Here is a 24,064-nt window from a genome sequence, read left to right on the forward strand (position 1 = left end):
GAAGTCGGGTTCCGTCCGTCAGACCTTCAGCGCGTCCTTCACTTCTTTGGGTTGGGATAGGAACACACGCTTTTGCATAATGCGCTCCTGCAATTTCAGAATGCCATCGAATAGGGCTTCCGGAGTTGGAGGACATCCCGGTACATAAATGTCAACCGGCACGAATCGATCGACTCCCTGCACCACGCTATAACTGTCGTAGATGTTTCCTGATGTGGCGCAGGAACCCATGGCAATCACGTACTTCGGTTCAGGCATCTGATCGTAGATTTTGCGAATCACGGGGGCCATGCGCCGGCACACGGTGCCTGCGACGATCATGAGGTCGGACTGGCGGGGGGACGCTCGGAATACCCCTGCTCCATAACGATCCATGTCGTAGCGGGAGGAGACAGCCGCAATCATTTCAATGGCGCAGCAGGCAAGTCCGAAGGTCATGGGCCACAAGGACCCTTTTCTGGCCCAATTCACAGCCTTTTCAACCGTGAGGGTGATGACATCGGGAGAGCCGTCCTTATCGTGGCCGCCCAGTTGAATTAATCCCATTCCAGCGCTCCTTTTCGCCACGCGTAGACATAGGCGACGAGGAAAAGACCGATAAAGATCAACATTTCGATCAGGCCGATGAGGCCGATCTTGTTAAAGACAATGGCCCAGGGATAGAGAAAGATGACTTCCACGTCGAAAATCACAAACAGCATGGCGAAAATATAATAACGGACGGGAAACGGCATTCTGGCGTCAGAAAATGGCTCAGATCCGCACTCATAGGTAGAGAGCTTCTCGGGCTCGGGATACTTCGGTTGAACGAAGTAGCTGATAAGGAGCGTGCCAGCGCCGAACGCAAGTGCGATGAACACAAAGACCAATATAGGAAAATATCGGCTTAGGTACTCTAAGAGGAGCTCGGAACCGGCCATTGGCTCGAACCTCAACAGGTTTGAGGGCTTATAAGGCTATTTAGGAGGTCGGAATCTTAGCCCCTGCCCATTTTTAATAGCAAGCGCACAAAGGACCTAGGGCTTTAGTCCCGATAGTCCTAGAAAGTGAATACTGTCCAGCAGTTAGGAGCGAGCGCCGATTGTTGCTATTTACGGGGATTCTCTGGTGGCTTCGCGGGGGATGCCGACGAAACATTGGTGGAGGGATGATCATTCGTGGAGGCCGGCCTCATTTTGTCCGCCGGAGTCCTAAGACCGGATGGCGGAGATCCGCCAGCGATATCCCACTCCGACGCCAGGAGCGTGGATGGTTGAACCTTCGTTCGGCGCGGCATCTGAGTGTTGATGCGTCGTTTCTCGATTCCCATTCGGCCGCCTGCCCGATTGTGGCTCCACGAGGGTATTCGGTTTCGATCTCACGATAACACCCGGAGTCACCTGAATCAAACCATTGTGCTGCCAGACGGTTTCTTGACAACCCCTTGCTGTTTGCTAAGGTTGCTACAGGCAACCCTCCTAGGTGTGATCAATATGAGGACATTATCTATGCGCGCCAGCCTGACCATCCTCTCCTACAGTCTCATGGCCGTAACGGCTGTCCCTGTTTACGCGCAGAATGCGCAAAGCGTGCGACTGGGTGAGGCAGCGCTGACCTATGCCGCCGGGTCGATTCGGCAGGACATGCCAATCGAGGGTCTCATTAATGTCATTACCGGCGATAATCAATTGTCAGGCAACCGGATGATGCTAGGGTGGTCCGGAACGGATACGCTGTATCTCAAACTGAAAAATCCGGGCGAAGCGGCGCTTGGTGATCTGTACACCGTATATCGGCGCTCTCGGAAAGTGTTCCATCCCATTACGAAGCAGTACCTCGGGTATGTCATCAATCGGGTCGGCGTCGTGAAGGTCGTCCAGCCGGATCCGGTGCTGGTGGGAGTGCAGGTGGTTCGGTCGTACGCACCACTGTCACCCGGTGACCCGGTCATGCGCTTTACGCCTCCTGCCGCGGAGGAGGTCAGCGAGCCAGCCTCTTCAGGGCCGGATGTCGAAGGTATGATCGTCGAGCTACAGGCCGACAAACACATGTCACTCGTGTCACAGGGAAATGTGGTGTACCTCGATAAGGGGCACGACGATGGCCTCCGGTCCGGAGACTCTATGGAAGTGTTTCGTACCGGCGGTGGACTTCCCGAGCGAAAGATCGGCGAGGTGAGAGTACTTGCGACAGAGCCTCACACGGCGACTGCGGTATTGTCCAAGGCTTCGGCCCGTGCTCTGGTCGGAGACCGACTTCGTTCCAAGCATGCCTTCCCCGTCGAAGCTCTGCAGTCTGACGGAGGAGAAGTCGATCTTCCGACGTCAACCGCGCAGCCGGTGATGGTTTCGAAGGCGGAAGCTTCTATCTCCAATGCGAATGAAGCCCGTTCGACTGGCAAGGTGAAAGTTGAGGCGGTTCGGGGAACGAGGAGGCTCAACCTCGATGATCTCGCGGATCAGTTGGAGTATGAGTCCGGGGAAATCAAGGTCAAACCCGCTGGGGTGCCCATTCTTGAGAAATTGACGGAATATTTGACGACGACGGCCGGCGATCAGCAGGTTCGCGTCGAAGGGCACTCCGATAACATGGAAATCGGTCCGTCCTTGAAAGGCGTATTTCCCACCAATTGGGAATTATCCAAGGCCCGCGCGACCGAAATCGTACGGTATTTGGTCGAAAAGGGTGGCATGGATTCCGCGAAACTGTCTGCGATGGGCTATGGAGCGAGCCGTCCGGTTGCCAGTAACGGGACCGAAGAGGGACGAAGGAGAAACCGCCGCATTGAAGTCGTACTTGAGTCGCTCGAAGAGGTGGCACCAACGCAACCGCTGAAGGCGCCGGCCGGTGAAAAGCAGTCGGGGTCGGCACAGTTTACGTACAACCAAATAGATTCGGCGCCGGTGAATCACGCTGTCATGCCGGTGTCGGAGACCCCGTCTGGACCGGTTCCGTTGGATGTGCCGACGGATTCTGGCACGGTGCCCCCTGGCAATGGAGCGCCGGCCTCTCCCGCTGACGGAATTCCACCATCGCCTGCTCCAGGCTCGTAGTCGCGACGGCGGCTGGCTTCCCGTAGTAAGCCGGCCGCTGGCCTGGTGCGCTCTCCGTTGTTCCTCTCCCTATCCGGACTCGGTTTCTCTCCGAACTGATTCCTCATGCCCGTCTCTCGCCGGTCGTCATTGTTGCTCGGGTCCGGTGTTGTTAGAATGCCGCATGCTCGACCCATGCTCACAGGCGGCTCCATCGGTGGTTGCTTCGTCTTCCCCTTCCCCTGCGTATGTTGACGTGATATTGCCGCGTCGGCTGCACCGTCCTTTTACCTATATGATCCCGCCCGACCTCAAAGGCCGGGTCGTGATTGGACGGTCGGTGGTCGTGCCGTTTGGCTCCCAAGACCTTCAAGGTCTTGTGATTGCGGTGTATCACCGGCTTCCCCCTGGAGCACCGGAGAAGGGGCTCAAAGCCATCCGTTCGCTTGGCGTGGTATCGTCGGACCACCTCCTGACCACCGATCAAATTAGCCTCAGTCACTGGGTGGCGGAACGGTACGCCGCACCCTGGGGGCAATGTATCAAGCTCGTTCTGCCCCCCGTTGATCGAGTAGGGCGGACTCAGCTTCGTTATATGCTGACACCGCAGGGCCTCGCGAGTCCCTCGCCTACCGCCGCGGTTGGAGCAGCCGAAACGGAGCTGCTCGCACGCTTACGCCGGCGTCCCCAGGGCATCATGGCGACGACTCTTTTGAAGGGCGACAAATCGAGCACGACCCTCGTCTTGCAGTCACTGGTTCGAAAAGGGCTGGTGGGTCGAACTGATGAACCGGTCGGCCGAAGAATCCCCCGTCCCACAAGACAGCGCGGCCAGACGTCAGGCGGCGCACTTTCTAATGAACCGGCGGCGACGCCTGGTCTTCCGGAACTGCCTCCACCGGAAGCTACGCCGTGGCCGGCTTTTCTGGAACGAACATTTGCGAAGGAGACCTTTGTCCCCTTGTTGCTTGAGGGGAACCACACGACGAGACATTGGTGTCTGGCACACGCCGTCCACGCCACCATCCAACGCGGCAGGCCGGTGTTGATCCTCACGGGTGACGTCGAGACTGCGGGTCGATTGGCTGGATTTCTGACATCGGCAGGCGAACGGCCGGTGCTCTTGCACAGCGGTCTCTCGCTGAAAGAGCGCGCGGCGATCTGGGAGGCGGCGCAAGATGGTTCCGCCACGATCCTCGTTGGCACCCGCATGGCGGTCTTTGCCCCCCTGAGACGGCTAGGCCTCGTGTGGGTGGAAGGTGAAGACGATCCGTCCCTGAAAGAAGAGCAGGTGCCCAAATACCATGCGCGAGAGGTTGCGCAACACCGTGCTTCCCGCGACGGCGCTGTATTAGTGCTGGCCTCGAACCATCCGTCCCTCGAAAGTCTGTCGGCGGTTCAGGAGGGATGGATGACGGCTTGTGTCTATCGTGATCCGGGGCAAGCGCCCACGGTGCAAGTGATCGACATGAAGGATTATTTCAGAGAGTCTTCGGGAGGGACGCTATTGTCGCCTCCTCTGAGCGAAGGCATTCGTGAAGCCTTGCGGCAGAACGCCTTGTCGATTCTGTACCTGAATCGCAAAGGGTTTGCGAGTGTCCTGCATTGCGGCGATTGCGGCGCGATGCCGCAATGCGATGTGTGTAGTGTTGCGCTGACGTTTTTCAGGCGAAGCAATCATGTGCGATGCCACTACTGCGGCCGAACGAAGCCCGTGCCCGAACATTGTTCCCAATGCCAGTCGCTCAAGTTGGAACCGGTGGGGTCCGGGACGGAACGCATCGAAGAGGCCGTGCGAAGGATGTTTCCACAGGCGCGCGTGGGACGTGTGGATGGCGAAACGATTCGTCGTCCTGCCGACGCGCGAGCGTGTAACCGCCTGCTGGCCGCAGGCGAACTTGATATCGTGATCGGAACTCAGATGGTATTCCGGCTCGGTCTTTACGCGCGGGCGGCGTTCGTGGCTCTGCCGGATGCCGATGCCGGTCTTCACGTTCCCGATTTTCGTTCTGCGGAACGGCTGTATCACGCCCTTCGGGACGCCGCCGATCTGGCCCGGCCTGCTTGTGCCGGCGGCCGGCTCCTCATTCAGACGCGCTTCGCCGACCATCATGCGATCATGGCGGTGGCCTCGGGCGACGACCACCTGTTTGTGAAGCAGGAGCAGGCGTTCCGGCAGATGCTTCAGTATCCACCGTGCACCTGTCTGGTCAGGCTGGATGTGTCCGGGACGTTGGAACCGGTGGTGGCTCAAGCTGCCGGTCGCTGGGCGACTGTGTTGCGAGCGCAGGTTGCAGGCACAGAAAGGGCGGCCAGGGGGCATGACCACGACGCATCCCCGATGCCTGGTTCTGCCGGCCAGGGTTTGGCCTTGAGACAGGTTGTCGTCCTGGGGCCATCTCCGGCGCCGCATGTTCTGACGCGAGGTCGGTATTGCTGGCAGATCCTGCTCAAATCTGGTTCTCTTGAGGCCGGTCGGGAGATAGCGGTGCGGACGCGCGAGGAACTTGAACGGGAGTCCCGTCGGGGTGGCCTCCGGTATGACATTGATGTCGATCCGGTGTCGATGGCCTGATGCGAGTCAGGTCCGGACGTGTTTTTTCTTGCCTCCCGGCAGGGCCGGTTTGTTTTTCTTCACCGGAACTGGCGGGGCGTTCTGTTCCCGCAGCCGTTTGAAGAGTCCGAGGGCAAACGTGACCCAGAACACCGAGGTGAAGAGGCCGAAGAGCACGGCATTCAGAATCGTGCCCATCTGTTCCTCTGTTGGCTGAACCCCTTCCATCCGGATTCGCACCATGGTCACGATCGGCCAGGTCATGCTTTCAATGCCGAGCCCTAATGTAGTCCAGGCCCATACGGCTCCGATGCTGCGTCCTCGCCAAAGGAGAACTGCGGTTGCCACAGCGGCAATGAGCAGCGTCCAGACGACCCCTGCCTGTTCCCACATGACAAAGACACCGCCAGCGACGACAAGGCCGCCCAGTAGCGCGTGAAGTTGGGGAGTCCACCAGGTCATGATCGCGGTCTCGTTCTCGAGTAAACAGGGAACCGAAGGCGGGCGTAGTGTGCGGATCGATCGGCTGGAAGTCAATGGACCGGCACGTGAGGGGAAATGAGAGGGAGTGTATCGGTCAGCCGGCAATCTCGGCCTGGACGGCATCGAGCAGCTGTTGCATCTCGAAGGGTTTCTGGAGGGTGCGGCGCGCGCCGAGCATGCGGGCGACATCCAGGAAATTGAGGATGCCGATCATGTCGCTTCCGCCGGTGATGGCCATGATTTTTGCGTTCGGAAATTCGCGCCGCAGGGTCAAAATGCTCTCCAGGCCGTCCTGGTCCGGCATGAGAATATCCATGATCACCAGATCTGCGGGCGATTGACGATAGTGCGACAGCCCCTCTTTGCCGTCGGCTGCCTCCTGGACACGATAACCCGCCTGTTCGAGCGTGCTGCGGATCAGCCGGCGAATCGCTTCCTCGTCGTCCACAATCAAGACCGATGGCATAACATTCCTCGCAGGAGTTCTGGTGATAGCGCTCTGAGGTCACACCGCGCGATGTTGTCCAGAAGGACGGTTTGGGCTCCCATGGATCGGTCAGCGCTCATCGCGAATCTATCGTTCTTTGTCGTGCTCAGCAAGAATTTCCTTCTGTCTTGCGATGTCTGATGCTTCTGCTCGACGCGACCCGGGTGTGCTCATGGGCGCGGGGGGAAGTATCGCCGGCAGGTACACTTCGATGGTCGTTCCCTGGCCCACTGTGCTGGTGGAACGGAGGGTTCCGCCATGTTCGCTTACGATCCGTTGCACCCCTGCGAGTTCCGTCCCTGCCTGGGTCCCGTCCGGAAGATTTGCGAACAGCGGACCCACTTTACGACAGGGGTCTTCGGCGCTCACCTCTTCGCCCGTATCTGAAACCGTGAGGCAGACATAGTGGCCAGGGGGGAGCGGAAGATCATGTTCATTCGTCGAGTGGTTCAGGTGAATATTGTCGAGGCGCACCTCCAGAATCCCACCGTCCGGTTTCATGGCTAATTCGGAATGAGCCAGAAGCTTCACGCAGATTTGGTGAATTTGAGTCGGGTCCGCATAAATCGGATGGGTGGCCCCGGGAATCCACTCGCGAAGACTAATAGTGCTCGGCAGCTTCCCCCTCAAAATTCGCAATGTTTCTTTGAGCAAGATATCCAGGGACACTGGTTGTTTGACACCCTCTGCCTGGCGGCCGAACATGAGCATCTGTGTCACCAAATCCCTGGCTCGTTTCGACGCGAGGATCACCTGCTGCACATGACCGTGCACCCGACTGTCCGGCACGAGCAATGGCAGGGCCAGGTCCGAGAATCCCATGATGGCGGTCAGGCAGTTATTGAACTCATGCGCGATGCCGCCGGCAAGGGTCGCCATGGTCGCCATTTTGTGCGCTTGGCGCAGCTGTGCTGCGACATCTTTTTGCGGAGTGATATCTGAGGCGAGCACCTGAATGGCCGGCTGGCCATCAAAGATAACCTGGTTTGCGACCAGTTCCACACCAAGATGAGTGCCATCGGGCCGCACGAATTGTCGCTCCACGGGGGTGGCTGGTGCAGTTCCATGAGCGGAATTGGCCAGGGGGAGATCCTGCAGGAACTCTGTCGTAAAGCATTCCGACAGCGGATGCCCTTCAAGCGAGGGTGCTGCCTGCAGAGCGAAGAGACTCATGCCCGCATCATTCATGAAGAGAATCGTATCGTTCGCGTAGACGAAGATCGCATGAGGCGAGAGTGCGGCCAGGCTCCGGTAGCGGTCGTCACACGCATGTAAGGCTTCGAGCGCCAGGTGTCGAGGGGTGATATCGCGGATCATTCCAACGTATCCGCTGGAAGGAGCTCCATCTGTGCGAAGGGGAAACGCTTCAGCCATCACCCAACGCAGCGATCCATCGGGTCTTCGAAAACGAAATTCACGCGAAAAGCTCCGGCTCTGTGCGGTGGCCGCGGACCATTCGGTGACAATGACGTCGTGGTCTTCAGGGGCAAGAGACGTGAGCCAGCATGATCCTGGTTCCGATGTGCCGGAAATTCCGGCCATGCGGCGCAGCCGTTCATTGAGGTAGAGGGTATGCCCTTCGGGGTCCGAGAGGAAGATGCCGATCGACGCCTGGCTGGACAGGGTACGGACAACGGCTTCAATCGACCGGAAATCTCCTGAGGAAGAGAAGGCCGCTGCCAAGTCTTGGGCGCTCACAGGTGACTCCTTCATCTGCGCTGAGGGGCTGATTCGTCAGCCATTCTGCCCGTTCGTGGAGTCCATCCAGCTGGTGGAGATGGTTCCGCTAGAAATCACGCGGGGCACGAATATGCGCCCGTGTTGAACGAGGTAGCCCGCAAGATCCGCATCATAACATCAAGCCCGGGCATGCGGTGAGAGATGATTGATATTTTGCAACGTAATTAGGCCCTAGTGTGATAGGGCCGTTTATCTGCATGAAGGTCCCCATCGATATGCGTTGTCCAATGGGCCTTCAAGGGGGAGAGTCGAATGTGAGTCCGATAGATGTACGTGCCGGGAGAAAGGCGGCTGACTGAGAACGGGTCTGAGCGTTCGCCGCAGCAAGCTGCAGGGAGTGTGATTTCCGTACGGCAAAGGCTGGGTTTGGTGCCGAAGGCGGGACTTGAACCCGCACGGCTTGCGCCACACGCCCCTCAAACGTGCGTGTCTGCCATTCCACCACTTCGGCAACCGAAGATCTTTCCGTTGACACGTGAGGCAGGCTGCGGACGAGCCGAACGACGGCGATGAATTGCCCGCGCTCTCGGTGTCGCGGCCAGCCTCAGAGGAAGCGCATTATAGAAGTGGTCCAAAATGCTTGTCAATCAACTAGTTGTCCGGTAGAATCTGACGCGTGCTGCGAGAACACATCGCACACCCTTCCCAGCATAGTGATCACCAGGCCAACGTTCGAGATGACGCCTCTCTCAGCCGCACATATTCCATACACCGGACGGCAGACGGACATTGCCGCGCTGTTTGACGTCGATAATACCTTGCTCCCGGGACAGGCAAGCGAAGTTCGATTTTTCCGTTTTCTCTGGAAGCAGGGACTCGTGGGTTGGCGTGAGGTTCGGGACAGCATCGAGTGGGTGCTGCGATGCGCGCCTCCGGTGTCGCTGCACCCGTTGCGAGAACGCAAGCTCTACCTGGCTGGGAAAGGCGCCGCTGAGGTTGAGGCGTTGGCGGAAGAATTCTGCCGGACCGAGTTATGTCCTCGTCTGTCCGCTCAGGGACTCTCTCGAATGGATGAGCACCGCCGGGCCGGGCATCATATCGTATTGGTGACTGGATCTCTCGATTTCCTGATTGCTCCGCTGGCTGCCTTGCTGGAGGTGCCGACCTTGCTGGCCGCTAGGCTCGAACAGCAGCAGCGGCAATTTACCGGTCAGGTCTGCGCCCCCCTCCCCTATGGCCCCGGCAAGCGGGAATTGATTGTCCGGCTCACGCAGGAATCCGGGATTGATCTGGCGCAGTCGTTTGCCTACGGCGATAGTCCCGGCGATGTCGAGCTACTCGAAATGGTGGGCCATCCGTTGGTCGTAAATCCCATTCGAGGCATGGACCGTATCGCCCGACGGAATGGATGGCCGACAACCACATGGACATGAAGGTCTCCGCCGGCCACGCGTCCCACGCTGACTCGTCACATCGAGTCACGATGCTCAAGGTAACCGAAGTTTTTCACAGTATCCAGGGCGAATCCACGCATGCGGGCCGGCCCTGCGTCTTCATTCGTTTGACGGGGTGCCCTCTGCGCTGTACCTGGTGTGACACCGCCTATGCGTTCTACGGCGGTCGGGATATGACGCAAGATGACGTGGTCGATCAGGTGCGCGCTTTCGGTTGCAATTTGGTGGAAGTGACAGGGGGTGAGCCGCTCAGCCAGCCGGCATCCCTCCCGTTGTTGACCAGGCTCTGCGACGAGGGGTTCGAGGTGCTTCTGGAAACCAGCGGGGCCGTCGACACGTCCGGCGTGGATCGGCGAGTCCATGTGGTGCTCGATGTGAAATGTCCTGGAAGCGGCATGGCCGAGCGCATGTATTGGCCGAATCTCGACCGGCTTGCGCCTCGCGATGAAGTGAAATTTGTGATCAAGGACCGGGCCGACTACGAGTGGGCGCGCGAGGTCGTACGCACCCGGAATCTTGAGGCGCGTTGCCCCGTCTTGGTGAGTCCTGTTTTTGGCGAAACGGAAGCGCGGCAGTTGGCGGAATGGGTCCTGGCCGACAGATTGCCGGTCAGGTTCCAGATGCAAATGCACAAGCAGATTTGGGCGCCGGATATGCGCGGGGTTTGAGAGCGGCCGGTGTGGCCGAACGACAACGTCGGCACATGCGGGATCAGCGAACGGGCGAGAACCAGGGAGGATTGATGAAGAAGATTCACGTTCAAGCACAGGTTGGGCGGGCGGAGAATGACGTCGCCGAGGTGCTGGTATTGCTCTGTTGCGAGGGCGCGTCAGACCTTTCGCCGGAAGCCGCCGCCATCAATACGCAACTCGGTGGGCAGCTCGCCGCCTTGATCCAGCGCGGGGAATTTGAAGGCAAGCTCGGCGAAGGGGTGTTAGTGCATACACAGGGCAAAGCCAAGGCGAAGCGACTGCTGCTGGCCGGCTTGGGGAAGGAAAAGGAGTTGCGGGTGGATGCGTTCCGCCAGGCGTTGGGTTCTGCAGTCAAACGCGTTCGCCAGGCCAAAGTGTCTTCATTCGGTGTGGTGCTGCCGGGCGCGGTGCTGGAGGAGATCCCCGTTCAGGACGTCGCGCAGGCTTTAGCCGAAGGCGCCATTCTCGGCAGCTATCAATTCACGGCGTACCGGAGCTCGAATGGCAGCAAACCGATCGACGTCGAGCGGTTGACGATCCACATCGCGCAAACATCGCTGTTGCCTCAGGTCACCGAGGGCATCCGGCGCGGCGTGGCGACGGCGGAGGCCACGGTCCTTGTTCGCGATCTATGCAACCATCCGGCCAATGTCATGACGCCTGGCCGTATCGTGCAGGAAGCGAAGGCCGTGGCGAAAGAACCGGGCGTGAAGCTGAAGGTGCTTGAACAGAAAGATATGGAACAACTCGGTATGGGTGCCTTGCTCGGTGTGGCGAAAGGCAGTCATGAGCCGCCGAAGTTCATTATTCTGGAGTACAAAAGCGCGAAGGCGAAGAAAGCCGAACCGCCGGTGGTATTGGTCGGTAAGACGATTACCTTCGACACAGGCGGTATTTCGCTGAAGCCGGCTGAAAATATGGAGCATATGAAGGCCGACATGACGGGCGGCGCTGAGGTGTTGGCGACGATGCGGGCTGCGGCACGGCTCAAGCTGCCGTTGCATCTGGTCAGCATATTGCCGGTCGCGGAAAACATGCCGGGCGGCCGCGCGATGCGGCCTGGTGATATCGTGAAGACGCTCTCGGGAAAAACCGTCGAAGTACAAAACACCGACGCCGAGGGCCGGTTGATCCTCTCGGACGCGTTGGCCTATGCCACCCGTTACAAGCCGGCGGTATTGATCGATATCGCGACCTTGACCGGCGCCTGCGTCGTCGCGCTGGGCCAATTTGCCATCGGGATGTTCGGCAATAACGATCAGCTGAAAGAGCATGTCCGGAATGCAGGCATGCGGGCCGGTGAGCGCGTGTGGGAAATGCCGCTGTGGGAAGAGTACTTCGAACAACTGCGCAGCGATGTGGCGGATATGCGGAACATCGGCGGCCGTGGCGGCGGCATGATTACCGCTGCTCTGTTCCTGAGCAAATTTGTGGGGGACTGTCCCTGGATTCATTTGGACATCGCCAGCACGGACTGGAGCGAGCGCGAGCGAGCCTATCTCCCGAAAGGTCCAACGGGGATCGGCACGCGGCTGCTCATCCAATTCCTGCTCGACCGGACCTTGCCCTAGCGGTCACTGGTGCGTTCAGCAATATAAGCCGAGAGTCCATCTGCTTCTCACTCAGATCGTCATAGTAGGGGGTTATGACACTACGCGAGCACATCGGTCAGCTCTTCATGATGGGATTTACCGGGACCACGGTCAGCAACGACCTGGCCTCGTTTCTCAAAGCCTACTCGCCAGGCGGAGTCATTCTTTTTCGGCGCAACCTCGAATCGGTCCAGCAGATCGTCGATCTCACCAATGGGCTTCAAAAACTGTCTCCGGCCTCGCCGCTACTGATTGCGATTGATCAAGAGGGAGGACGGGTCTCCCGGCTGCCCGCCGAATTTACGATCTTCCCGCCCTGCGCTCAGCTCGGACAGTGTAACTCCAGTGAGTTGGCCTATTCCGCCGCGGCCACTATCGCGAAAGAGTTGCGAGCCGTGGGGATCAATATGAATATGGCCCCGGTGCTTGATGTGAACAGTAACCCAGACAATCCTGTGATTGGCGACCGGGCGTTCGGCGCCGAGTCTGACCTCGTCGGGGAAATGGGGCTGGCCACGATCGGCGGGCTCAAGGACAATATGGTCGTGGCTTGCGGGAAGCATTTTCCCGGCCATGGGGATACGGCGACGGATTCGCACAAGGAGCTTCCCGTGGTTGACGCGGGGATTCAGCGGTTGCGCGAGACGGAGTTTCCCCCGTTTCAGCAGGCGATTCGGCAGGGAGTCGCCAGTCTCATGACGGCCCATGTGTTGTATCGAGCGTTGGATCCTGATGCGCCGGCGACTCTGTCTCCGGCCGTGATTCAGCGTCTCCTGCGGGAAGAGTTTCGCTATGACGGGGTGGTGTTTACTGACGACCTGGAGATGCATGCGATTATCGATCATGACGGGATCGGCGAAGCGGCTGTTCGGTCGTTCGTGGCCGGATGTGATGTGCTGTTGATCTGCAAAGATCAGGACCGGGTCATGACGGCCATACAGGCGATGGAGCGCGCGGTGCAAGACGGCCGGATCACGCAGGAAAGACTGGAGCAGTCGTTGGCCCGTGTGGCGCGGCTCAAGGCGCGATACCTTCACCCCTATAAGCCGGTCACGATTTCGGACGCGCGCCTCGTGGTCGGGTGCCGCTCGCACAAGGTGCTACTGGACTCATGGCGCAAGGCCCATGCTCGTCTCCCCTCATCGAAAATGTCGGAGAGCCTCCAGTCGTCGGCGGCATTGGATTCACCGGTCGCGCATGCCTGAGGCATGACCGCATTCTGCCTGCCGGGGCCTAGTCAGGAACGTGGGGGGGAGGGTTCCTCCCCTCGCTCAGACACATGGGTGTTGATTTCCTCGTGGAGTTTCGGCGCTGGCTTTTCCTTCGTGGTTCTGGTTCACTAACGCTCGATCCGACTCATCTCCATCAACTCATCATACCGAGGGGCCATGGCGATCAAGAAAGGTGACATTCTCGACGAGCGCAAACGATTTCCCGATTCCTGTGGGTTAGTGGTCAAGTGTACCGGTGGCGGTGAGGGTTTCCAGAAGATCTTCTGCTGCGGACATGAACTGACCGAAGAAGATCTCGTGCCAGAAATCATGTCGTCGAGGGGTCGAAAACGAGGAGCGCTGCTTCCCGGGGCTATGCTGGAGGAGAAGCGGCAGTTTCCTGATTCCTGCGGCCTTCGCCTCATGGTGATGGATGGCGGCGCCGGCCTTCAAGGGATTGACTGTTGTGGCCATCTCATTACAGCCGGCGCAGTGCACGGGTTGAGGTTTGGCCAACCGCTGGAGGAGGGAACTCCTCTGCCAACCGGTCCGGCAGGGCAAGCGTAATGCCCTTACCAAGTATGCCGGGGTCAGATGAGAAATTTCATCGGCCCAGTCTGCGCTGGTGGCTGGGTTTTATGGACCAGCTGGACCGGCTCGGGTATGTCGCGGCCGGGTTCAGCCTGCTGGCTCTCTGCCTGATTATCTTCGTCCATGCCTGGTACATCTTTCTGGCTCGACCCGTTCAGCTCGCGCTCCTTCCTGCCGCGCTCAAGTTATTGAACGATCTGCTCCTGGTCATCATTCTCTTGGAACTATTTCGCACGGTGGTGCGGTTTCTTCAGACGGAAGTGTTGGAATTAGAACCCTATCTCTCCGTGGGGATCATTGCCTGTACACGGAGACTGTTGACAGCCAGTGCCGAACTCTCTTACCAGCTTGAAGCAGTGGCCAAGGAAACGAGGCACGAGCTCTTCCAGCAATACATCATGGATGTCGGCTTGAATGTGGTCGTCATCATCATCCTGATCGGCGGGCTGTATCTGCTTCGCTCACGTCCGTCGACCGAGCGTCCGGCCCTCTCCTGAGCACAAGGGTGGACCGAATAGCAGGGGGTGCTAGGTCCTTCTTGCCCTCCTCCTGTCTCTTATGGCATCATGCACCTCTTCTTGGAGGCATGGTGGCCACATTGCTTGAGTATGTGGGATCGGTGCATATCTATCTCGGACCTTACCGAGGGAATCCGATTGCCTTGTATTTGAGGCGTACGGAGACGGGATGCCAGATCGGGCCTCGCGCCTATCCGTGGAATGACGTGGTAGGGGCCGGTGAAACCCCCAATAAGGCCGCGGCGGATTTCGAAGAAAAATGGAAGGGCAAAGGGCTGGCTGCGGATATGTATTCAGGCCCGTCCTGGGAAGGTGGGATTAAGCCGGAACGGCCTGCCCCGCCGAAACCCGCCGCACCTCCGAAACCGGCAGCGCCTCCAGTAGCCGGTGCGCCTGCCGCGGCGGCTCCAGGTACTTCGGCCGCAACTCCCGCTTCACCTGCTCCGGCGGCGGCTCCAAAACCGACGACGCCCGCTGCGGCACCCGTCGCAGTCGCTCCCAAAGTTGCTCCGGTCGCTTCAACCGAAACCTCGTCCTAAGGACTCCCTCGTCAAATTGTTGCAACAGCGGTGATCATGCTTGTCGAGCGCTCGTGCTGTGCTCAACGGCCGGATTTGCGGCGAGTTTGCTCCGGCGTATGCCATACGTGGCATACACGATGATGCCGATGATCGTCCAGACAAAGAACCGGATCCAGGTCATCCAGGGAAGAAAATACATCAAGCCCAGGCAGGCCAGGACACCTAATATGGGGATGACCGGCATGAAGGGCATGCGAAATGGCCGGGGATGGTTCGGGTTCGTATAGCGAAGCACCATGATCCCGATACAGACGAGGACGAAGGCGAAGAGCGTCCCGATGTTCGTCATGTCGGCCGCTTCGCCGATGGGGATCAGCGCTGCCATGATTGCTACGGCGACGCCGGTCAAATAGGTCGCGTGATGAGGTGTTCGAAACTTTGGATGAACGCCAGACAGCCAGGGACCGAGAAGTCCATCTCGGGACATGGCGAAAAACACGCGAATCTGGCCCAGCATCATCACCACCAGCACGCTAGTGATTCCGGCGACTGCTCCTACCGCCACGATGGCCGCCCCCCATTTAAAGCCGGCCACCCGCAACCCTTCGGCCACTGGTGCGTGGATATCGATTCGTGAAAAAGGCACCAGGCCTGTCAGGACTGCCGCCACGGCAATATACAGCAGGGTACAGATGCCCAGTGAGGCGAAGATCCCGATGGGGAGATCACGTTGGGGGTTTTGGGCTTCTTCCGCTGTCGTTGAGACCGCGTCGAACCCGATATAGGCAAAAAACACGATGGCCGCAGCCGCGCCAACCCCGGCAAACCCAAACGGCATGAATGGCGACCAATTTGCCGTGTCGACAGAGGAGGTGCCGACCGCGATGAAAAAGACGATCACGGCCAGCTTGATGAGGACGATGCCGCAGGTGGCTCGGGCGCTTTCCTTTACTCCGACGATTAAGATGCCGGTGACCAGGAGGACAATGACCGCGGCCGGGATATTCACCATCCCTCCGTCCGCGCCAGGTGGATGCGTGGCCCAATAGGGGAGTTCGAAACCGCAGAGTTTCAGGATATTGTTGAAATACCCGGACCATCCGATGGCGACCGCGACGCAGGCTACGCCGTATTCCAGAATGAGGTTCCATCCCGTCAGCCAGGCCAGGAATTCGCCGAGCGTGGCATAGGAATAGGTGTATGCGCTGCCTGCCACCGGGATCATAGCCGCAAACTCCGCATAACAAAGCGCGGCAAGTGCGCAGGTGACGCCGGACAGAATGAACGACAAGACGATCCCCGGCCCGGCTCCGGGTCGATGCGCATCGCCGACGATTGCGGTGCCGATGAGCACGAAGATGCCGGTGCCGATAATCGCGCCGATGCCAAGTCCGGTCAGGTCCCAGGCGGTCAGGCTCCGTTTCAGGCGATGTTCTGGGGCGTCGGAATCAGCGAGGATTCGTTCGATCGATTTGGTGCGAAACAGCGGATTGCCCACGCCGTGTCCTCTCTCCGGTGACGTCACGACCATGTTCGCTGTCATGGTGTCGTGAGTCCCGTGTCATGTGGTGGTCCCGCGTCGCGGAGGCGATGGTCGAAGCGCCGGGCGGCGTGAGGCTGCCTGCAAGAACGCCTCAAAGAGCCGGCGATGCAGCTGGTGGCGCTCAAACAAAAACTCGGGGTGCCATTGCAGGCCGAGAAAAAACGGGTGGCCGGGATGTTCGATTGCCTCGACGATGCCATCGGGCGCGGTGGCGCTGGCGATCAATGCGCGACCGACGCCTTTCACCGATTGGTGATGGGAACTGTTCACCTTCATGCGGGGCCGTTGGACGATGCGTTCGAGCAGTGTGCCGGGTGCGATGGAGACGCTGTGAGAGACGTGGATAGCCGGCGTCGTTTGTCGATGGTGCAGCACATCGGTAACCTGGGCAGGAATATCCTGATAGAGGGTTCCGCCGAACGCAACATTCATCGTTTGCATGCCGCCGCAGATGGCCAGGGTCGGGAGATGGTTGCGGATGGCCAGATGGACAAAGTCTAATTCGAAGCTCGAGCGCCGGTGGGCGACGATCGGAAAGGTGTATCGTTTCCGTTCTCCGTACAGCGCGGGATCTAAATCCGGACCGCTGCCTGTCAGGAGCAGCCCGTCGATAGTCCGCAGGAGGCGGCGACGTGCCGCACGATCGGCCACAAGGGGCAGAATGAGCGGCACCCCGCCGAGTTCTTCGATCGCGCGGACGTATCGAGCCCGGAGAAAATAGGTGGGCTCTTTGCCGCCCCATTCCTGACGATCACCGGCATTGAAGTCGGGTGTGACTCCGATGACGGGTTTCATGCTATCGGATCGGTTCCAAGGGCAGCGGCAGGGGCTCCTGAGGCGTATAGTCCCCGGCCTCCCGCGCGGGCTCGCTCGAGGAGACACCGAGGAAGCGGATCGGTTTATCCCCCTTCAAATGATCCGGCGTAATAATGTAGGTGCCGTACATGCTGGGAACCCAGATGTTCTTTGCTGTCTGTTCGCTGCCACCTGAGAACCCGTAGGCTAAGCCGCCGACCACGCCTCCGCCAATTGCAAATGCGAGTTTAAGCGGGAAGTAGATGATGGTTGCCAGTGCAGATCCTGCTTGAATGCCCACCCCGGAAGGGCTGGCATCATTCGAGGACACGGGGACGTTGGACGCACTGCCTGATTCTTGTGCTGCGACCGGCACAATGAGGATGGCCAGGGAGCAGATCGCCACCAGACCGAGAACCAAGGCGTTCGACCAGAGGCTGCGGCGTCTTTTAAAGGACACATTGGCAGAGACGTTCACGTTGGGTGCCTCCTTCGTGCTGAAATGCTGACGGTGTGAATTAGAAGATGAGTGCCGATGAACTGTCTACAATTGCGAGTACTCCGTTGTCGTTATAACAAATTCATCCCCATTTTCAAACCCCTTCCGCCTTTGTTGCCACCGCTCTTCGCTCTTCAGATATCAGATGTCTCTCCCAAGTCTAATTCAAGGCGAATCCGGTCCGTCACCTGTTCGGGTTGCTCGTTGATCATGCGCCGGAGCTCTTCCGCGAAGCCTGCCGCGTCGATCACCTGGTTGAGTTGCTCGATGCCTGTGTGGAGGGCGAGGTGGAGTGCGCAGGTGCAGACGGATTGAATGAAGAGTTCATCAGCCCGACGCGTCACGTCATCCTGCTCGTCCTGGTCGCTCTTGTGTAGTTGATTTCCAAGCCAGGATGAAAACCCGATCTCCCGGCGAGCCTCCTCGAGGTACTCCTGGGCGATGTCAATGCCGACCTGCACGCCACCCTTCCAACTGCGTTTCTTCACATTGAAGACACAGCGCAGATGGTCAGGCCGATGCTCCACGGGTTCGGGCCCGAAGAAAAATGTCACGCGGTACTGGCTTGGATCGGCTGTGGAAGGAATGCTCATAGCTGGCTGAGAGCATTGTATCATTCCGAAGCGCTCAGAGCACCGCCTGATTGCCAAGTGGTTTCGATTTCGAAATGACGGTATGATGCGCCCATGGATACCTCCTCACGATTCAGTACCCAGGTCAGCCGTATTCAGCAAGCCATTCGAGATCAACCGGGGGTTGACGGATGGCTCTTCTATGACTTTCGCCATCTCGATCCCATCGCCTATCGCGTGTTGTTGTTAGACCCCTCGATCCATGTGACGCGCCGATGGTTCTACTGGGTTCCGGCGGTGGGGACGCCGGTGAAGTTACAGCATCGCATTGAACCGCATGTCTTGGAAGGGTTGCCGGGCGAGGCGCGACTGTACGTCTCCTGGCGAGAGCAGCAGGCGGCGCTCAGGGCACTTCTTCAATCGGCCAAACGAATTGCCATGCAATACTCGCCGATGAATGCAATTCCCTATCTCTCGCGAGTGGATGCCGGGACGTTGGATCTCCTGCGGAGCTTGGGGCTGGAGGTTGTCACGTCCGCTGATTTGGTTCAACAATTTGAAGCCGTGTGGGATGAGGCGCAGTTGGCCTCGCACCAGGTGGCTGCCACGGGGCTGCGGGCGATTGTGGATGAGGCGTTTGGGTTTATCGGGACTTCTCTGGCGGCCGGTCGTTCGCTCACTGAATATGGCTTGCAACAATATATTCTTGCCCGGATGCATGACCGCGGGCTGGTGACCTCGAGTCCCCCGATTGCCGCTGTCAACGCTCATAGTGCAGATCCTCACTACGGACCGTCTCGCGAGGGCTCTGCTCCTATTCGACCGGGGGATCTGGTCCTGATCGACTTATGGGCGAAGCAACCGGGGCCCCGTGCCGTATACGCAGATATCACGTGGACCGGCTTTGTCGGAAAGATTGCGCCTGCCAGGCAGCAAGACATCTTCCAGATTGTCCGGCAAGCACGGGATGCCGCAGTGGCATTCGTGCAAGCGCGTGTGCGAAAGGGCACATTCCCATTCGGGTGGGAAGTCGACGATGTGTGCCGGCAGGTGATTCAGCAGGCCGGATACGGGGAGTATTTCGTTCATCGGACGGGACATTCGATAGGCGAAGAAGTCCATGGCAATGGCGCGAACATCGACAATCTCGAAACCCAGGATGCCCGCCGACTGTTGCCCGGCACCTGTTTTTCTATTGAACCGGGGATCTATCTTCCGGAAGATTTCGGTATCAGAAGCGAGCTGGATGTGTATCTCTCAGCTAACGACGCGGTAGTGTACGGTCAACCGGTACAAACCGAACTCGTCGCGATTTCCCATCCCGCCACGTGAGTCTGGTCTTATCCTCAGGGATGACCACGGCCTTTCTTGACACTCTTTACATCGGGCGGCTATCGTGAGAGATCGCATGGCCGAAGAGGTCTTGTGCCTGGTCGGCTCCTATTTGTCGAGGAAGGATACTGAACATGTTTGGAACGATGGGATTTTCCGAACTGATTATCATCCTGGTTATCGTCTTGATAATTTTTGGGGCCGGAAAGCTTCCGCAAATCGGGGAAGGGGTGGGCAAGGCCCTCAAAGGGTTTAAGAAAGAAGTGAATGACATTCCGCCTCCGGACGCCACTCCTGAGCAGAGCGATTCTTCAAGCGCCTCGTCCCTGGCTCAGGTTCAGCCGACAGCAGAAGCTGCCCAGGTGGTTCAACCAGCGCTTGCTGCTCAGGCCTCTACCGGTCTGAAAGCCACCGCTCCCTACACGCCTGGTCCGGAGTTAACACCGGGTACGACGGCGGCCTTAATGGCTGCGGCCGCGCCACAGGGGCCTCAAGCCGCCCAACCGCCTAGGCCACGGCTGGCCTCGGTATCGCCGAATCAGGCTGCTCCCGGGTCGGCGGTGGCACAAAGTCATCAACCTCCGACGATGGAAGATCGTATGGCGGCTCCGGCCCCGGCGATGCGGGGCCAGTATCCCCCTCTTCCCGCTGCGGCCCAGAGCAAGCCGGTGGCCAAGCGTCCTTCTGCTATTGTGAATAAAGATGCTGTGGCCCGGGTACAGGCTGCACAAGCTGCCATGCGAGCCAAGGCCGCGCAGCCTCAGCCGGCAGCCTTTTCTCCCCAGGACATGCAAGGGTTGGGTGAGGGGCTGGGAGATGCGGTGCGGACTTTCCGGCAGGCTGTCGCTGATGTGCGGAGTTCGGTCGATCCTCAAATGCGGACGATTCGGGCAGAAATGGATTCCGCCCAGAAAGAACTGGAACAGTCGATCGAAGCCGCCAAGCAAGCGCCTGTGCTGGACGAGGATGCTCCAGCGAAACCGCTCTAACTGTGAAGGGCTTTGACTCAACCCGGGCGAGTCCTGGTTCAAAATTCTGTTTGTCCACAGTAGTTCAGCGGCATGGGTGTAGGAGAAGAGTCTGTCTGATTAGGTTCGTGCCGTGATTGTACACCGGTTCCGGGTTCGCTCCATTCCATGCCGCAGGAACTCAGTATCCCGAATTCCACAATGAAGTCCGGTGCTTTCTCGCGTGCCGCGTTTCACCTCGCGCTGCTATTTCCGCTGATGCTCTCCTCGACACTGTCCGGTTGTTATGTCGATGTCCCGCCAGCATCTCCAGAGTCGGTTTCGATGAGACTCGGCGAATTACTCGCGGATCCGGACCCGGAGGTCCGACGCACGGCGGCAGAAGCATTGGGGAAGATTGGCCATCAATCTGCAAGCTCGGGGCTTATTGCCGCATTGGCGGATCGAGATCATCGTGTTCGCGCGGCTGCGGCACTCGCCCTGGGTCGAGTGAGTGACGGAATGGGTGCGACGCCGCTCGTGGAGCATTTAGCGGATTCATCCGAGCCTGTTAGGTCGGCATCAGCCTTGGCTCTCGGCGAAATGACTTTATCGGGAGTTCATGAGGAGCAGATTCTCAAAGCGCTCCACAACCCGGACGTGTCTACCCGGATTGCCGCAAGTCGAGTCCTGCTGAGCTTAGATGCTGTTTCATTCTCAAGGGATCTCGTCTCAGCTTTGGAAGATTCGAATGCGCAGGTGCGGCAAGGGATCGCAGCGGCTCTGGGGGAAACGGCGGATGTGAGATCTCTCCCGAACTTGCTGAATCTCTTACAAAACGATGTTGACGTAGGTGTGCGCGCAGAGGCTGCGTTTCGGCTGGGGAAAGTTGGGGATATCGGTGTGCTGGGTGCGTTGTCAGCGGTTGCTGAGAAGGATACGAATCCGACAGTTCGACAATGGGCCCAATGGGCTACCCGGCAGATTACGACAGCGCCCGACTCCGGTTCAGGGAATCAACGAGGTCAATGAGCCGCGTTTGAGCCTCCGGATCAATGTCGGTAAATTGGATACCCATCCCTGGAAAGAGCAAGTAGCGCTCGGGCCTTGACCGTGTCCAGGCGACTTTCGCACGTGTTTCAAATTTCTGGTTCGGCCGGTCTGGTAAGGCAAACTCAACGGTAAGTTCCGTGCCGGGCGCCAATGGCGAGCTACTCTCGATAAACAATCCCCCTCCGCCGATCCCGCCAGTCAGGCTGTCGAAACGCTTCCCATCGTCGGTGGTGCAACGCACTTTGATCGCGAGGGGAGCTCGTGGGTGCGATCGACTATGGGCAAATTGGGCATCTTCATCAACGGAGAGCATGTGCTCGATGAGTGGTCCCCAGCCTAGGACATTCAGTGTTTGCCCCTTCTGGTCGAACACAGTCACCGTTTCCTGTTCGCAATCAATGCCGAGCGTTTTTCCCTGGTGTTCGCGCGTGACGGTGACGGGAAATTTCATGATGAGGGCTCAGAGAGTCTGTCGAGAATCAATCCGTCACGAATTGGGATCGTGGGTCGAGCGTGTTTAGTGGGACTCGCTTTGCGGGATGCCTTTCACAGAATGGACCAGGTTCAGGACGCGGTTTCGTGTCTCCGAGGCAATTTCAGTGAAACGCACTCCCATCCCGGGGCTAAATGTATACTGATCTGCTTTTGGGCAGACCCAGGCGATCACTCCTTTGGCTGACATCCACTCGCTTGGATCTTCTGGCAGCGCAAATTCCATAGCAAGTTTTGTCCCGACGGCCAAGGGCGCAAGACTCTCGATAAAAAGTCCGCCGCCGCCAATTCCGCCTGCCCGACTCTCGAATTCCAGACCGTCGGGTGAGTGGTATTTGACGCGTATAGCAAGCGAAATCCGTGGCTCGGACCGAGCTTCGCGGGACTGCTGTGGTTTTCTATAGGTCAGAATCTGGTCGATGAGAAAATCCCAGGCGAGGCTTCCCATTGGTTCGCCATTGATGCCAACCAAGGTGATCACCTCCTTGGAAGAATCAATTTCAAGCGTCTTGCCCTTGTGTCTCGTACTGGATACAACGGGAATTTTCACGCGAGCCGCCCTTGAGCAATCCAGAATGTTCGGAAAAAGGCATCCAGTGCAAGTATAGCGTATCGATTGAACTTGTCGATAGAAACCTGTGATTCGGGGGCTGGATGGGGAACGGCTCACTGTTGTGCTGCGAAAGGCATAAAAAAGAGGGGGCCGATGCCCCCTCTTTGACTCCCGGAAGTCATTTGAATAAATCAGTAATTTGTATGGGTTAGGCGCTTTTGATCTCTTTGTCCTGTTCGAATATTCGAATCGGCGCATGTTTTCCGCTAATGGCATCTTCGGTGATCACGACTTCCTTGATCTGTTTCTGAGAAGGGGCATCGTACATGACATCAAGCATGGCCTCTTCCAGAATGGCACGTAACCCTCGGGCACCGGTCTTTTGTGTAAAGGCTTTCCGAGCTACCGCACTCAAGGCGCCTTCGGTAAACCGTAGCTTCACTTTCTCGAAGGAGAGCAGTTTTTCATACTGTTTGGTGAGCGCGTTTCGGGGCTCTGTCAGGATGCGAATGAGCGCTTGCTCATCGAGTTCGTCAAGAGTGGCGACGACCGGCAACCGACCGATAAATTCAGGGATCAGCCCGTATTTCAGCAGGTCTTCCGGCTGGACATGCGGTAGCAGCTCACCCAATCGAATATCATTGCGACCCCGGACCTCGGCTCCGAATCCCATAGATTTCCGGTTCAGGCGTTGTTCAATAATATGTTCCAGGCCGACAAATGCACCGCCGCAGATGAAGAGGATATTGGACGTATTGACTTGAATAAATTCCTGATGCGGATGTTTGCGTCCGCCTTGGGGAGGCACGTTGGCGACTGTTCCTTCGATGAGCTTCAGCAGCGCCTGTTGGACCCCTTCGCCAGAAACGTCCCGCGTAATCGACGGGCTGTCACTTTTCCTGCTGATCTTATCGATTTCGTCGATGTACACAATCCCGCGCTCTGCGCGTTCGACATCGTAGTCAGCAGCCTGGAGTAACTTGAGAATGATGTTTTCTACGTCTTCTCCAACATAACCCGCTTCGGTGAGTGTCGTCGCATCGGCCAGCGTGAAGGGAACGTCAAGAAATTTGGCTAAGGTTTGAGCCAGAAGGGTTTTCCCCGTACCGGTCGGGCCGACGACCAGAATGTTCCCTTTTTGGAGTTCGACGTCGTCGACGTCTTTGTCCTTGGCTGATATACGTTTGTAATGGTTATGTACGGCGACAGAAAGGATACGTTTAGCGCGATCCTGCCCGACTACATACTGATCGAGATGATGCTTAATCTCGGCCGGCTTCTTCAATTTGGAGGAGATTTCCTCCTTTGCTTCCTCCCAATCCTCGGCAATGATGTCATTGCAGAGGTTCACGCACTCGTCGCAGATGTAGACGGTCGGACCGGCGATGAGTTTGCGCACTTCGTCCCGGCTTTTCCCGCAGAACGAACAACGCAGGTGCCGATCAACCTTTTCCTGTTTAGCCATGCTGCCTCCTGTAAACCAA

The 24,064-nt window shown here is 58.3% G+C and carries 22 protein-coding genes, 1 tRNA gene and 2 pseudogenes; 12 read left to right on the forward strand and 13 right to left on the reverse strand.

Going from position 1 to position 24,064, the window contains the following annotated elements; translation table 11 throughout:
- Nucleotides 1-18 precede the first annotated feature (18 nt).
- Complete coding sequence (locus GDA65_04105; GenBank protein ID MBA5861882.1) at nucleotides 19-546, reverse strand: NADH-quinone oxidoreductase subunit B; 528 nt, start codon at nucleotides 544-546, stop codon at nucleotides 19-21.
- Nucleotides 537-920, reverse strand: coding sequence for an NADH-quinone oxidoreductase subunit A (locus GDA65_04110; protein MBA5861883.1), 384 nt, complete (start codon nucleotides 918-920; stop codon nucleotides 537-539). Before GDA65_04110 ends, GDA65_04105 begins: the two co-directional genes overlap by 10 nt.
- A gap of 366 nt (nucleotides 921-1,286) precedes the next feature.
- On the opposite strand from GDA65_04110, the gene GDA65_04115 reads away from it, so the two are divergent.
- Together GDA65_04115 and priA are read left to right on the forward strand one after the other, a co-directional pair.
- Nucleotides 1,287-3,032, forward strand: coding sequence for an OmpA family protein (locus tag GDA65_04115; protein MBA5861884.1), 1,746 nt, complete (start codon nucleotides 1,287-1,289; stop codon nucleotides 3,030-3,032).
- Nucleotides 2,938-5,586 carry a primosomal protein N' gene (gene priA / locus GDA65_04120; GenBank protein ID MBA5861885.1) on the forward strand — a complete coding sequence of 883 codons (2,649 nt, stop codon included), beginning with the start codon at nucleotides 2,938-2,940 and terminating at the stop codon, nucleotides 5,584-5,586. The genes GDA65_04115 and priA overlap by 95 nt, the downstream gene beginning before the upstream one ends.
- A gap of 6 nt (nucleotides 5,587-5,592) precedes the next feature.
- Here the strand turns inward: priA and GDA65_04125 are convergent, their stop codons facing one another.
- The 4 genes from GDA65_04125 to GDA65_04140 all read right to left on the reverse strand — a co-directional run bounded on the left by GDA65_04125 (nucleotide 5,593) and on the right by GDA65_04140 (nucleotide 8,726).
- A complete protein-coding gene (locus tag GDA65_04125; GenBank protein MBA5861886.1) occupies nucleotides 5,593-6,027 on the reverse strand; it encodes a hypothetical protein in 435 nt (144 codons plus the stop codon).
- A gap of 115 nt (nucleotides 6,028-6,142) precedes the next feature.
- Nucleotides 6,143-6,514: a response regulator gene (locus GDA65_04130; protein ID MBA5861887.1), complete on the reverse strand. Its 372-nt coding sequence runs from the start codon at nucleotides 6,512-6,514 to the stop codon at nucleotides 6,143-6,145.
- Nucleotides 6,515-6,622: 108 nt separating this feature from the next.
- Nucleotides 6,623-8,248, reverse strand: coding sequence for a PAS domain S-box protein (locus GDA65_04135; protein ID MBA5861888.1), 1,626 nt, complete (start codon nucleotides 8,246-8,248; stop codon nucleotides 6,623-6,625).
- A gap of 394 nt (nucleotides 8,249-8,642) precedes the next feature.
- Nucleotides 8,643-8,726: transfer RNA gene (locus GDA65_04140), tRNA-Leu, on the reverse strand.
- A 226-nt stretch (nucleotides 8,727-8,952) separates the two neighbouring features.
- On the opposite strand from GDA65_04140, the gene GDA65_04145 reads away from it, so the two are divergent.
- The 7 genes and pseudogenes from GDA65_04145 (at nucleotide 8,953) to GDA65_04175 (ending at nucleotide 14,731) form a co-directional block, all read left to right on the forward strand.
- Entirely contained in the window at nucleotides 8,953-9,648 is a 696-nt protein-coding gene (locus GDA65_04145) for an HAD-IB family hydrolase (protein MBA5861889.1), read from the forward strand.
- Between the two features lie 50 nt (nucleotides 9,649-9,698).
- Nucleotides 9,699-10,337, forward strand: coding sequence for a 7-carboxy-7-deazaguanine synthase QueE (gene queE / locus GDA65_04150; GenBank protein ID MBA5861890.1), 639 nt, complete (start codon nucleotides 9,699-9,701; stop codon nucleotides 10,335-10,337).
- A 74-nt stretch (nucleotides 10,338-10,411) separates the two neighbouring features.
- Entirely contained in the window at nucleotides 10,412-11,932 is a 1,521-nt protein-coding gene (locus GDA65_04155) for a leucyl aminopeptidase (protein MBA5861891.1), read from the forward strand.
- A 74-nt stretch (nucleotides 11,933-12,006) separates the two neighbouring features.
- On the forward strand, nucleotides 12,007-13,158 hold the full coding sequence (gene nagZ / locus GDA65_04160) for a beta-N-acetylhexosaminidase (protein ID MBA5861892.1): 1,152 nt from the start codon (nucleotides 12,007-12,009) through the stop codon (nucleotides 13,156-13,158).
- A 183-nt stretch (nucleotides 13,159-13,341) separates the two neighbouring features.
- Nucleotides 13,342-13,731, forward strand: a complete 390-nt coding sequence (locus GDA65_04165) for a hypothetical protein (protein ID MBA5861893.1) — start codon at nucleotides 13,342-13,344, stop codon at nucleotides 13,729-13,731.
- Nucleotides 13,731-14,252: a hypothetical protein gene (locus GDA65_04170; GenBank protein MBA5861894.1), complete on the forward strand. Its 522-nt coding sequence runs from the start codon at nucleotides 13,731-13,733 to the stop codon at nucleotides 14,250-14,252. Before GDA65_04165 ends, GDA65_04170 begins: the two co-directional genes overlap by 1 nt.
- Nucleotides 14,253-14,605: 353 nt before the next feature.
- Nucleotides 14,606-14,731, forward strand: a pseudogene (locus tag GDA65_04175) (type IV pili twitching motility protein PilT).
- Nucleotides 14,732-14,846: 115 nt separating this feature from the next.
- Here the strand turns inward: GDA65_04175 and GDA65_04180 are convergent.
- The 4 genes from GDA65_04180 to GDA65_04195 form a co-directional block, all read right to left on the reverse strand.
- The gene (locus GDA65_04180) at nucleotides 14,847-16,337 is read right to left on the reverse strand and encodes an amino acid permease (GenBank protein ID MBA5861895.1); all 1,491 of its coding nucleotides are present in this window, start codon (nucleotides 16,335-16,337) and stop codon (nucleotides 14,847-14,849) included.
- Nucleotides 16,338-16,355: 18 nt separating this feature from the next.
- The gene (locus GDA65_04185; GenBank protein ID MBA5861896.1) at nucleotides 16,356-17,132 is read right to left on the reverse strand and encodes a gamma-glutamyl-gamma-aminobutyrate hydrolase family protein; all 777 of its coding nucleotides are present in this window, start codon (nucleotides 17,130-17,132) and stop codon (nucleotides 16,356-16,358) included.
- A gap of 1 nt (nucleotide 17,133) precedes the next feature.
- The gene (locus GDA65_04190; protein ID MBA5861897.1) at nucleotides 17,134-17,610 is read right to left on the reverse strand and encodes a hypothetical protein; all 477 of its coding nucleotides are present in this window, start codon (nucleotides 17,608-17,610) and stop codon (nucleotides 17,134-17,136) included.
- Between the two features lie 155 nt (nucleotides 17,611-17,765).
- Nucleotides 17,766-18,224, reverse strand: a complete 459-nt coding sequence (locus GDA65_04195; protein ID MBA5861898.1) for a hypothetical protein — start codon at nucleotides 18,222-18,224, stop codon at nucleotides 17,766-17,768.
- A gap of 93 nt (nucleotides 18,225-18,317) precedes the next feature.
- On the opposite strand from GDA65_04195, the gene GDA65_04200 reads away from it, so the two are divergent.
- The 3 genes and pseudogenes from GDA65_04200 (at nucleotide 18,318) to GDA65_04210 (ending at nucleotide 21,514) form a co-directional block, all read left to right on the forward strand.
- Nucleotides 18,318-19,535 carry a M24 family metallopeptidase gene (locus GDA65_04200; GenBank protein MBA5861899.1) on the forward strand — a complete coding sequence of 406 codons (1,218 nt, stop codon included), beginning with the start codon at nucleotides 18,318-18,320 and terminating at the stop codon, nucleotides 19,533-19,535.
- Nucleotides 19,536-19,669: 134 nt separating this feature from the next.
- Nucleotides 19,670-19,807: pseudogene (tatA, locus tag GDA65_04205) on the forward strand (twin-arginine translocase TatA/TatE family subunit).
- 864 nt (nucleotides 19,808-20,671) lie between these two features.
- Nucleotides 20,672-21,514 (forward strand): hypothetical protein, encoded by an 843-nt coding sequence (locus GDA65_04210; protein MBA5861900.1) that lies wholly within the window; start codon nucleotides 20,672-20,674, stop codon nucleotides 21,512-21,514.
- On the opposite strand, the gene GDA65_04215 is transcribed toward GDA65_04210, so the two are convergent.
- From GDA65_04215 to clpX, 3 genes are all read right to left on the reverse strand, one after another.
- Entirely contained in the window at nucleotides 21,468-21,986 is a 519-nt protein-coding gene (locus GDA65_04215; GenBank protein ID MBA5861901.1) for a hypothetical protein, read from the reverse strand. The two genes, GDA65_04210 and GDA65_04215, sit on opposite strands and share 47 nt — an antisense overlap.
- Nucleotides 21,987-22,052: 66 nt before the next feature.
- On the reverse strand, nucleotides 22,053-22,856 hold the full coding sequence (locus tag GDA65_04220) for a hypothetical protein (GenBank protein MBA5861902.1): 804 nt from the start codon (nucleotides 22,854-22,856) through the stop codon (nucleotides 22,053-22,055).
- A complete protein-coding gene (gene clpX / locus GDA65_04225) occupies nucleotides 22,789-24,045 on the reverse strand; it encodes an ATP-dependent Clp protease ATP-binding subunit ClpX (protein MBA5861903.1) in 1,257 nt (418 codons plus the stop codon). The genes GDA65_04220 and clpX overlap by 68 nt, the downstream gene beginning before the upstream one ends.
- Nucleotides 24,046-24,064 lie beyond the last annotated feature (19 nt).

This window comes from Nitrospira sp. CR1.1, from assembly GCA_014055465.1.
Taxonomy (GTDB): Bacteria; Nitrospirota; Nitrospiria; order Nitrospirales; family Nitrospiraceae; genus Nitrospira_A.

Bases quoted from the DNA above. Each gene is read 5' to 3' on its own strand.
- GDA65_04105 (MBA5861882.1), bottom strand. From the start codon at position 546: ATGGGATTAATTCAACTGGGCGGCCACGATAAGGACGGCTCTCCCGAT.
- GDA65_04110 (MBA5861883.1), bottom strand. From the start codon at position 920: ATGGCCGGTTCCGAGCTCCTCTTAGAGTACCTAAGCCGATATTTTCCT.
- GDA65_04115 (MBA5861884.1), top strand. From the start codon at position 1,287: ATGCGTCGTTTCTCGATTCCCATTCGGCCGCCTGCCCGATTGTGGCTC.
- priA (MBA5861885.1), top strand. From the start codon at position 2,938: ATGTGCCGACGGATTCTGGCACGGTGCCCCCTGGCAATGGAGCGCCGG.
- GDA65_04125 (MBA5861886.1), bottom strand. From the start codon at position 6,027: ATGACCTGGTGGACTCCCCAACTTCACGCGCTACTGGGCGGCCTTGTC.
- GDA65_04130 (MBA5861887.1), bottom strand. From the start codon at position 6,514: ATGCCATCGGTCTTGATTGTGGACGACGAGGAAGCGATTCGCCGGCTG.
- GDA65_04135 (MBA5861888.1), bottom strand. From the start codon at position 8,248: ATGAAGGAGTCACCTGTGAGCGCCCAAGACTTGGCAGCGGCCTTCTCT.
- GDA65_04145 (MBA5861889.1), top strand. From the start codon at position 8,953: ATGACGCCTCTCTCAGCCGCACATATTCCATACACCGGACGGCAGACG.
- queE (MBA5861890.1), top strand. From the start codon at position 9,699: ATGCTCAAGGTAACCGAAGTTTTTCACAGTATCCAGGGCGAATCCACG.
- GDA65_04155 (MBA5861891.1), top strand. From the start codon at position 10,412: ATGAAGAAGATTCACGTTCAAGCACAGGTTGGGCGGGCGGAGAATGAC.
- nagZ (MBA5861892.1), top strand. From the start codon at position 12,007: ATGACACTACGCGAGCACATCGGTCAGCTCTTCATGATGGGATTTACC.
- GDA65_04165 (MBA5861893.1), top strand. From the start codon at position 13,342: ATGGCGATCAAGAAAGGTGACATTCTCGACGAGCGCAAACGATTTCCC.
- GDA65_04170 (MBA5861894.1), top strand. From the start codon at position 13,731: ATGCCCTTACCAAGTATGCCGGGGTCAGATGAGAAATTTCATCGGCCC.
- GDA65_04180 (MBA5861895.1), bottom strand. From the start codon at position 16,337: ATGACAGCGAACATGGTCGTGACGTCACCGGAGAGAGGACACGGCGTG.
- GDA65_04185 (MBA5861896.1), bottom strand. From the start codon at position 17,132: ATGAAACCCGTCATCGGAGTCACACCCGACTTCAATGCCGGTGATCGT.
- GDA65_04195 (MBA5861898.1), bottom strand. From the start codon at position 18,224: ATGAGCATTCCTTCCACAGCCGATCCAAGCCAGTACCGCGTGACATTT.
- GDA65_04200 (MBA5861899.1), top strand. From the start codon at position 18,318: ATGGATACCTCCTCACGATTCAGTACCCAGGTCAGCCGTATTCAGCAA.
- GDA65_04210 (MBA5861900.1), top strand. From the start codon at position 20,672: ATGCCGCAGGAACTCAGTATCCCGAATTCCACAATGAAGTCCGGTGCT.
- GDA65_04215 (MBA5861901.1), bottom strand. From the start codon at position 21,986: ATGAAATTTCCCGTCACCGTCACGCGCGAACACCAGGGAAAAACGCTC.
- GDA65_04220 (MBA5861902.1), bottom strand. From the start codon at position 22,856: ATGCCATTAGCGGAAAACATGCGCCGATTCGAATATTCGAACAGGACA.
- clpX (MBA5861903.1), bottom strand. From the start codon at position 24,045: ATGGCTAAACAGGAAAAGGTTGATCGGCACCTGCGTTGTTCGTTCTGC.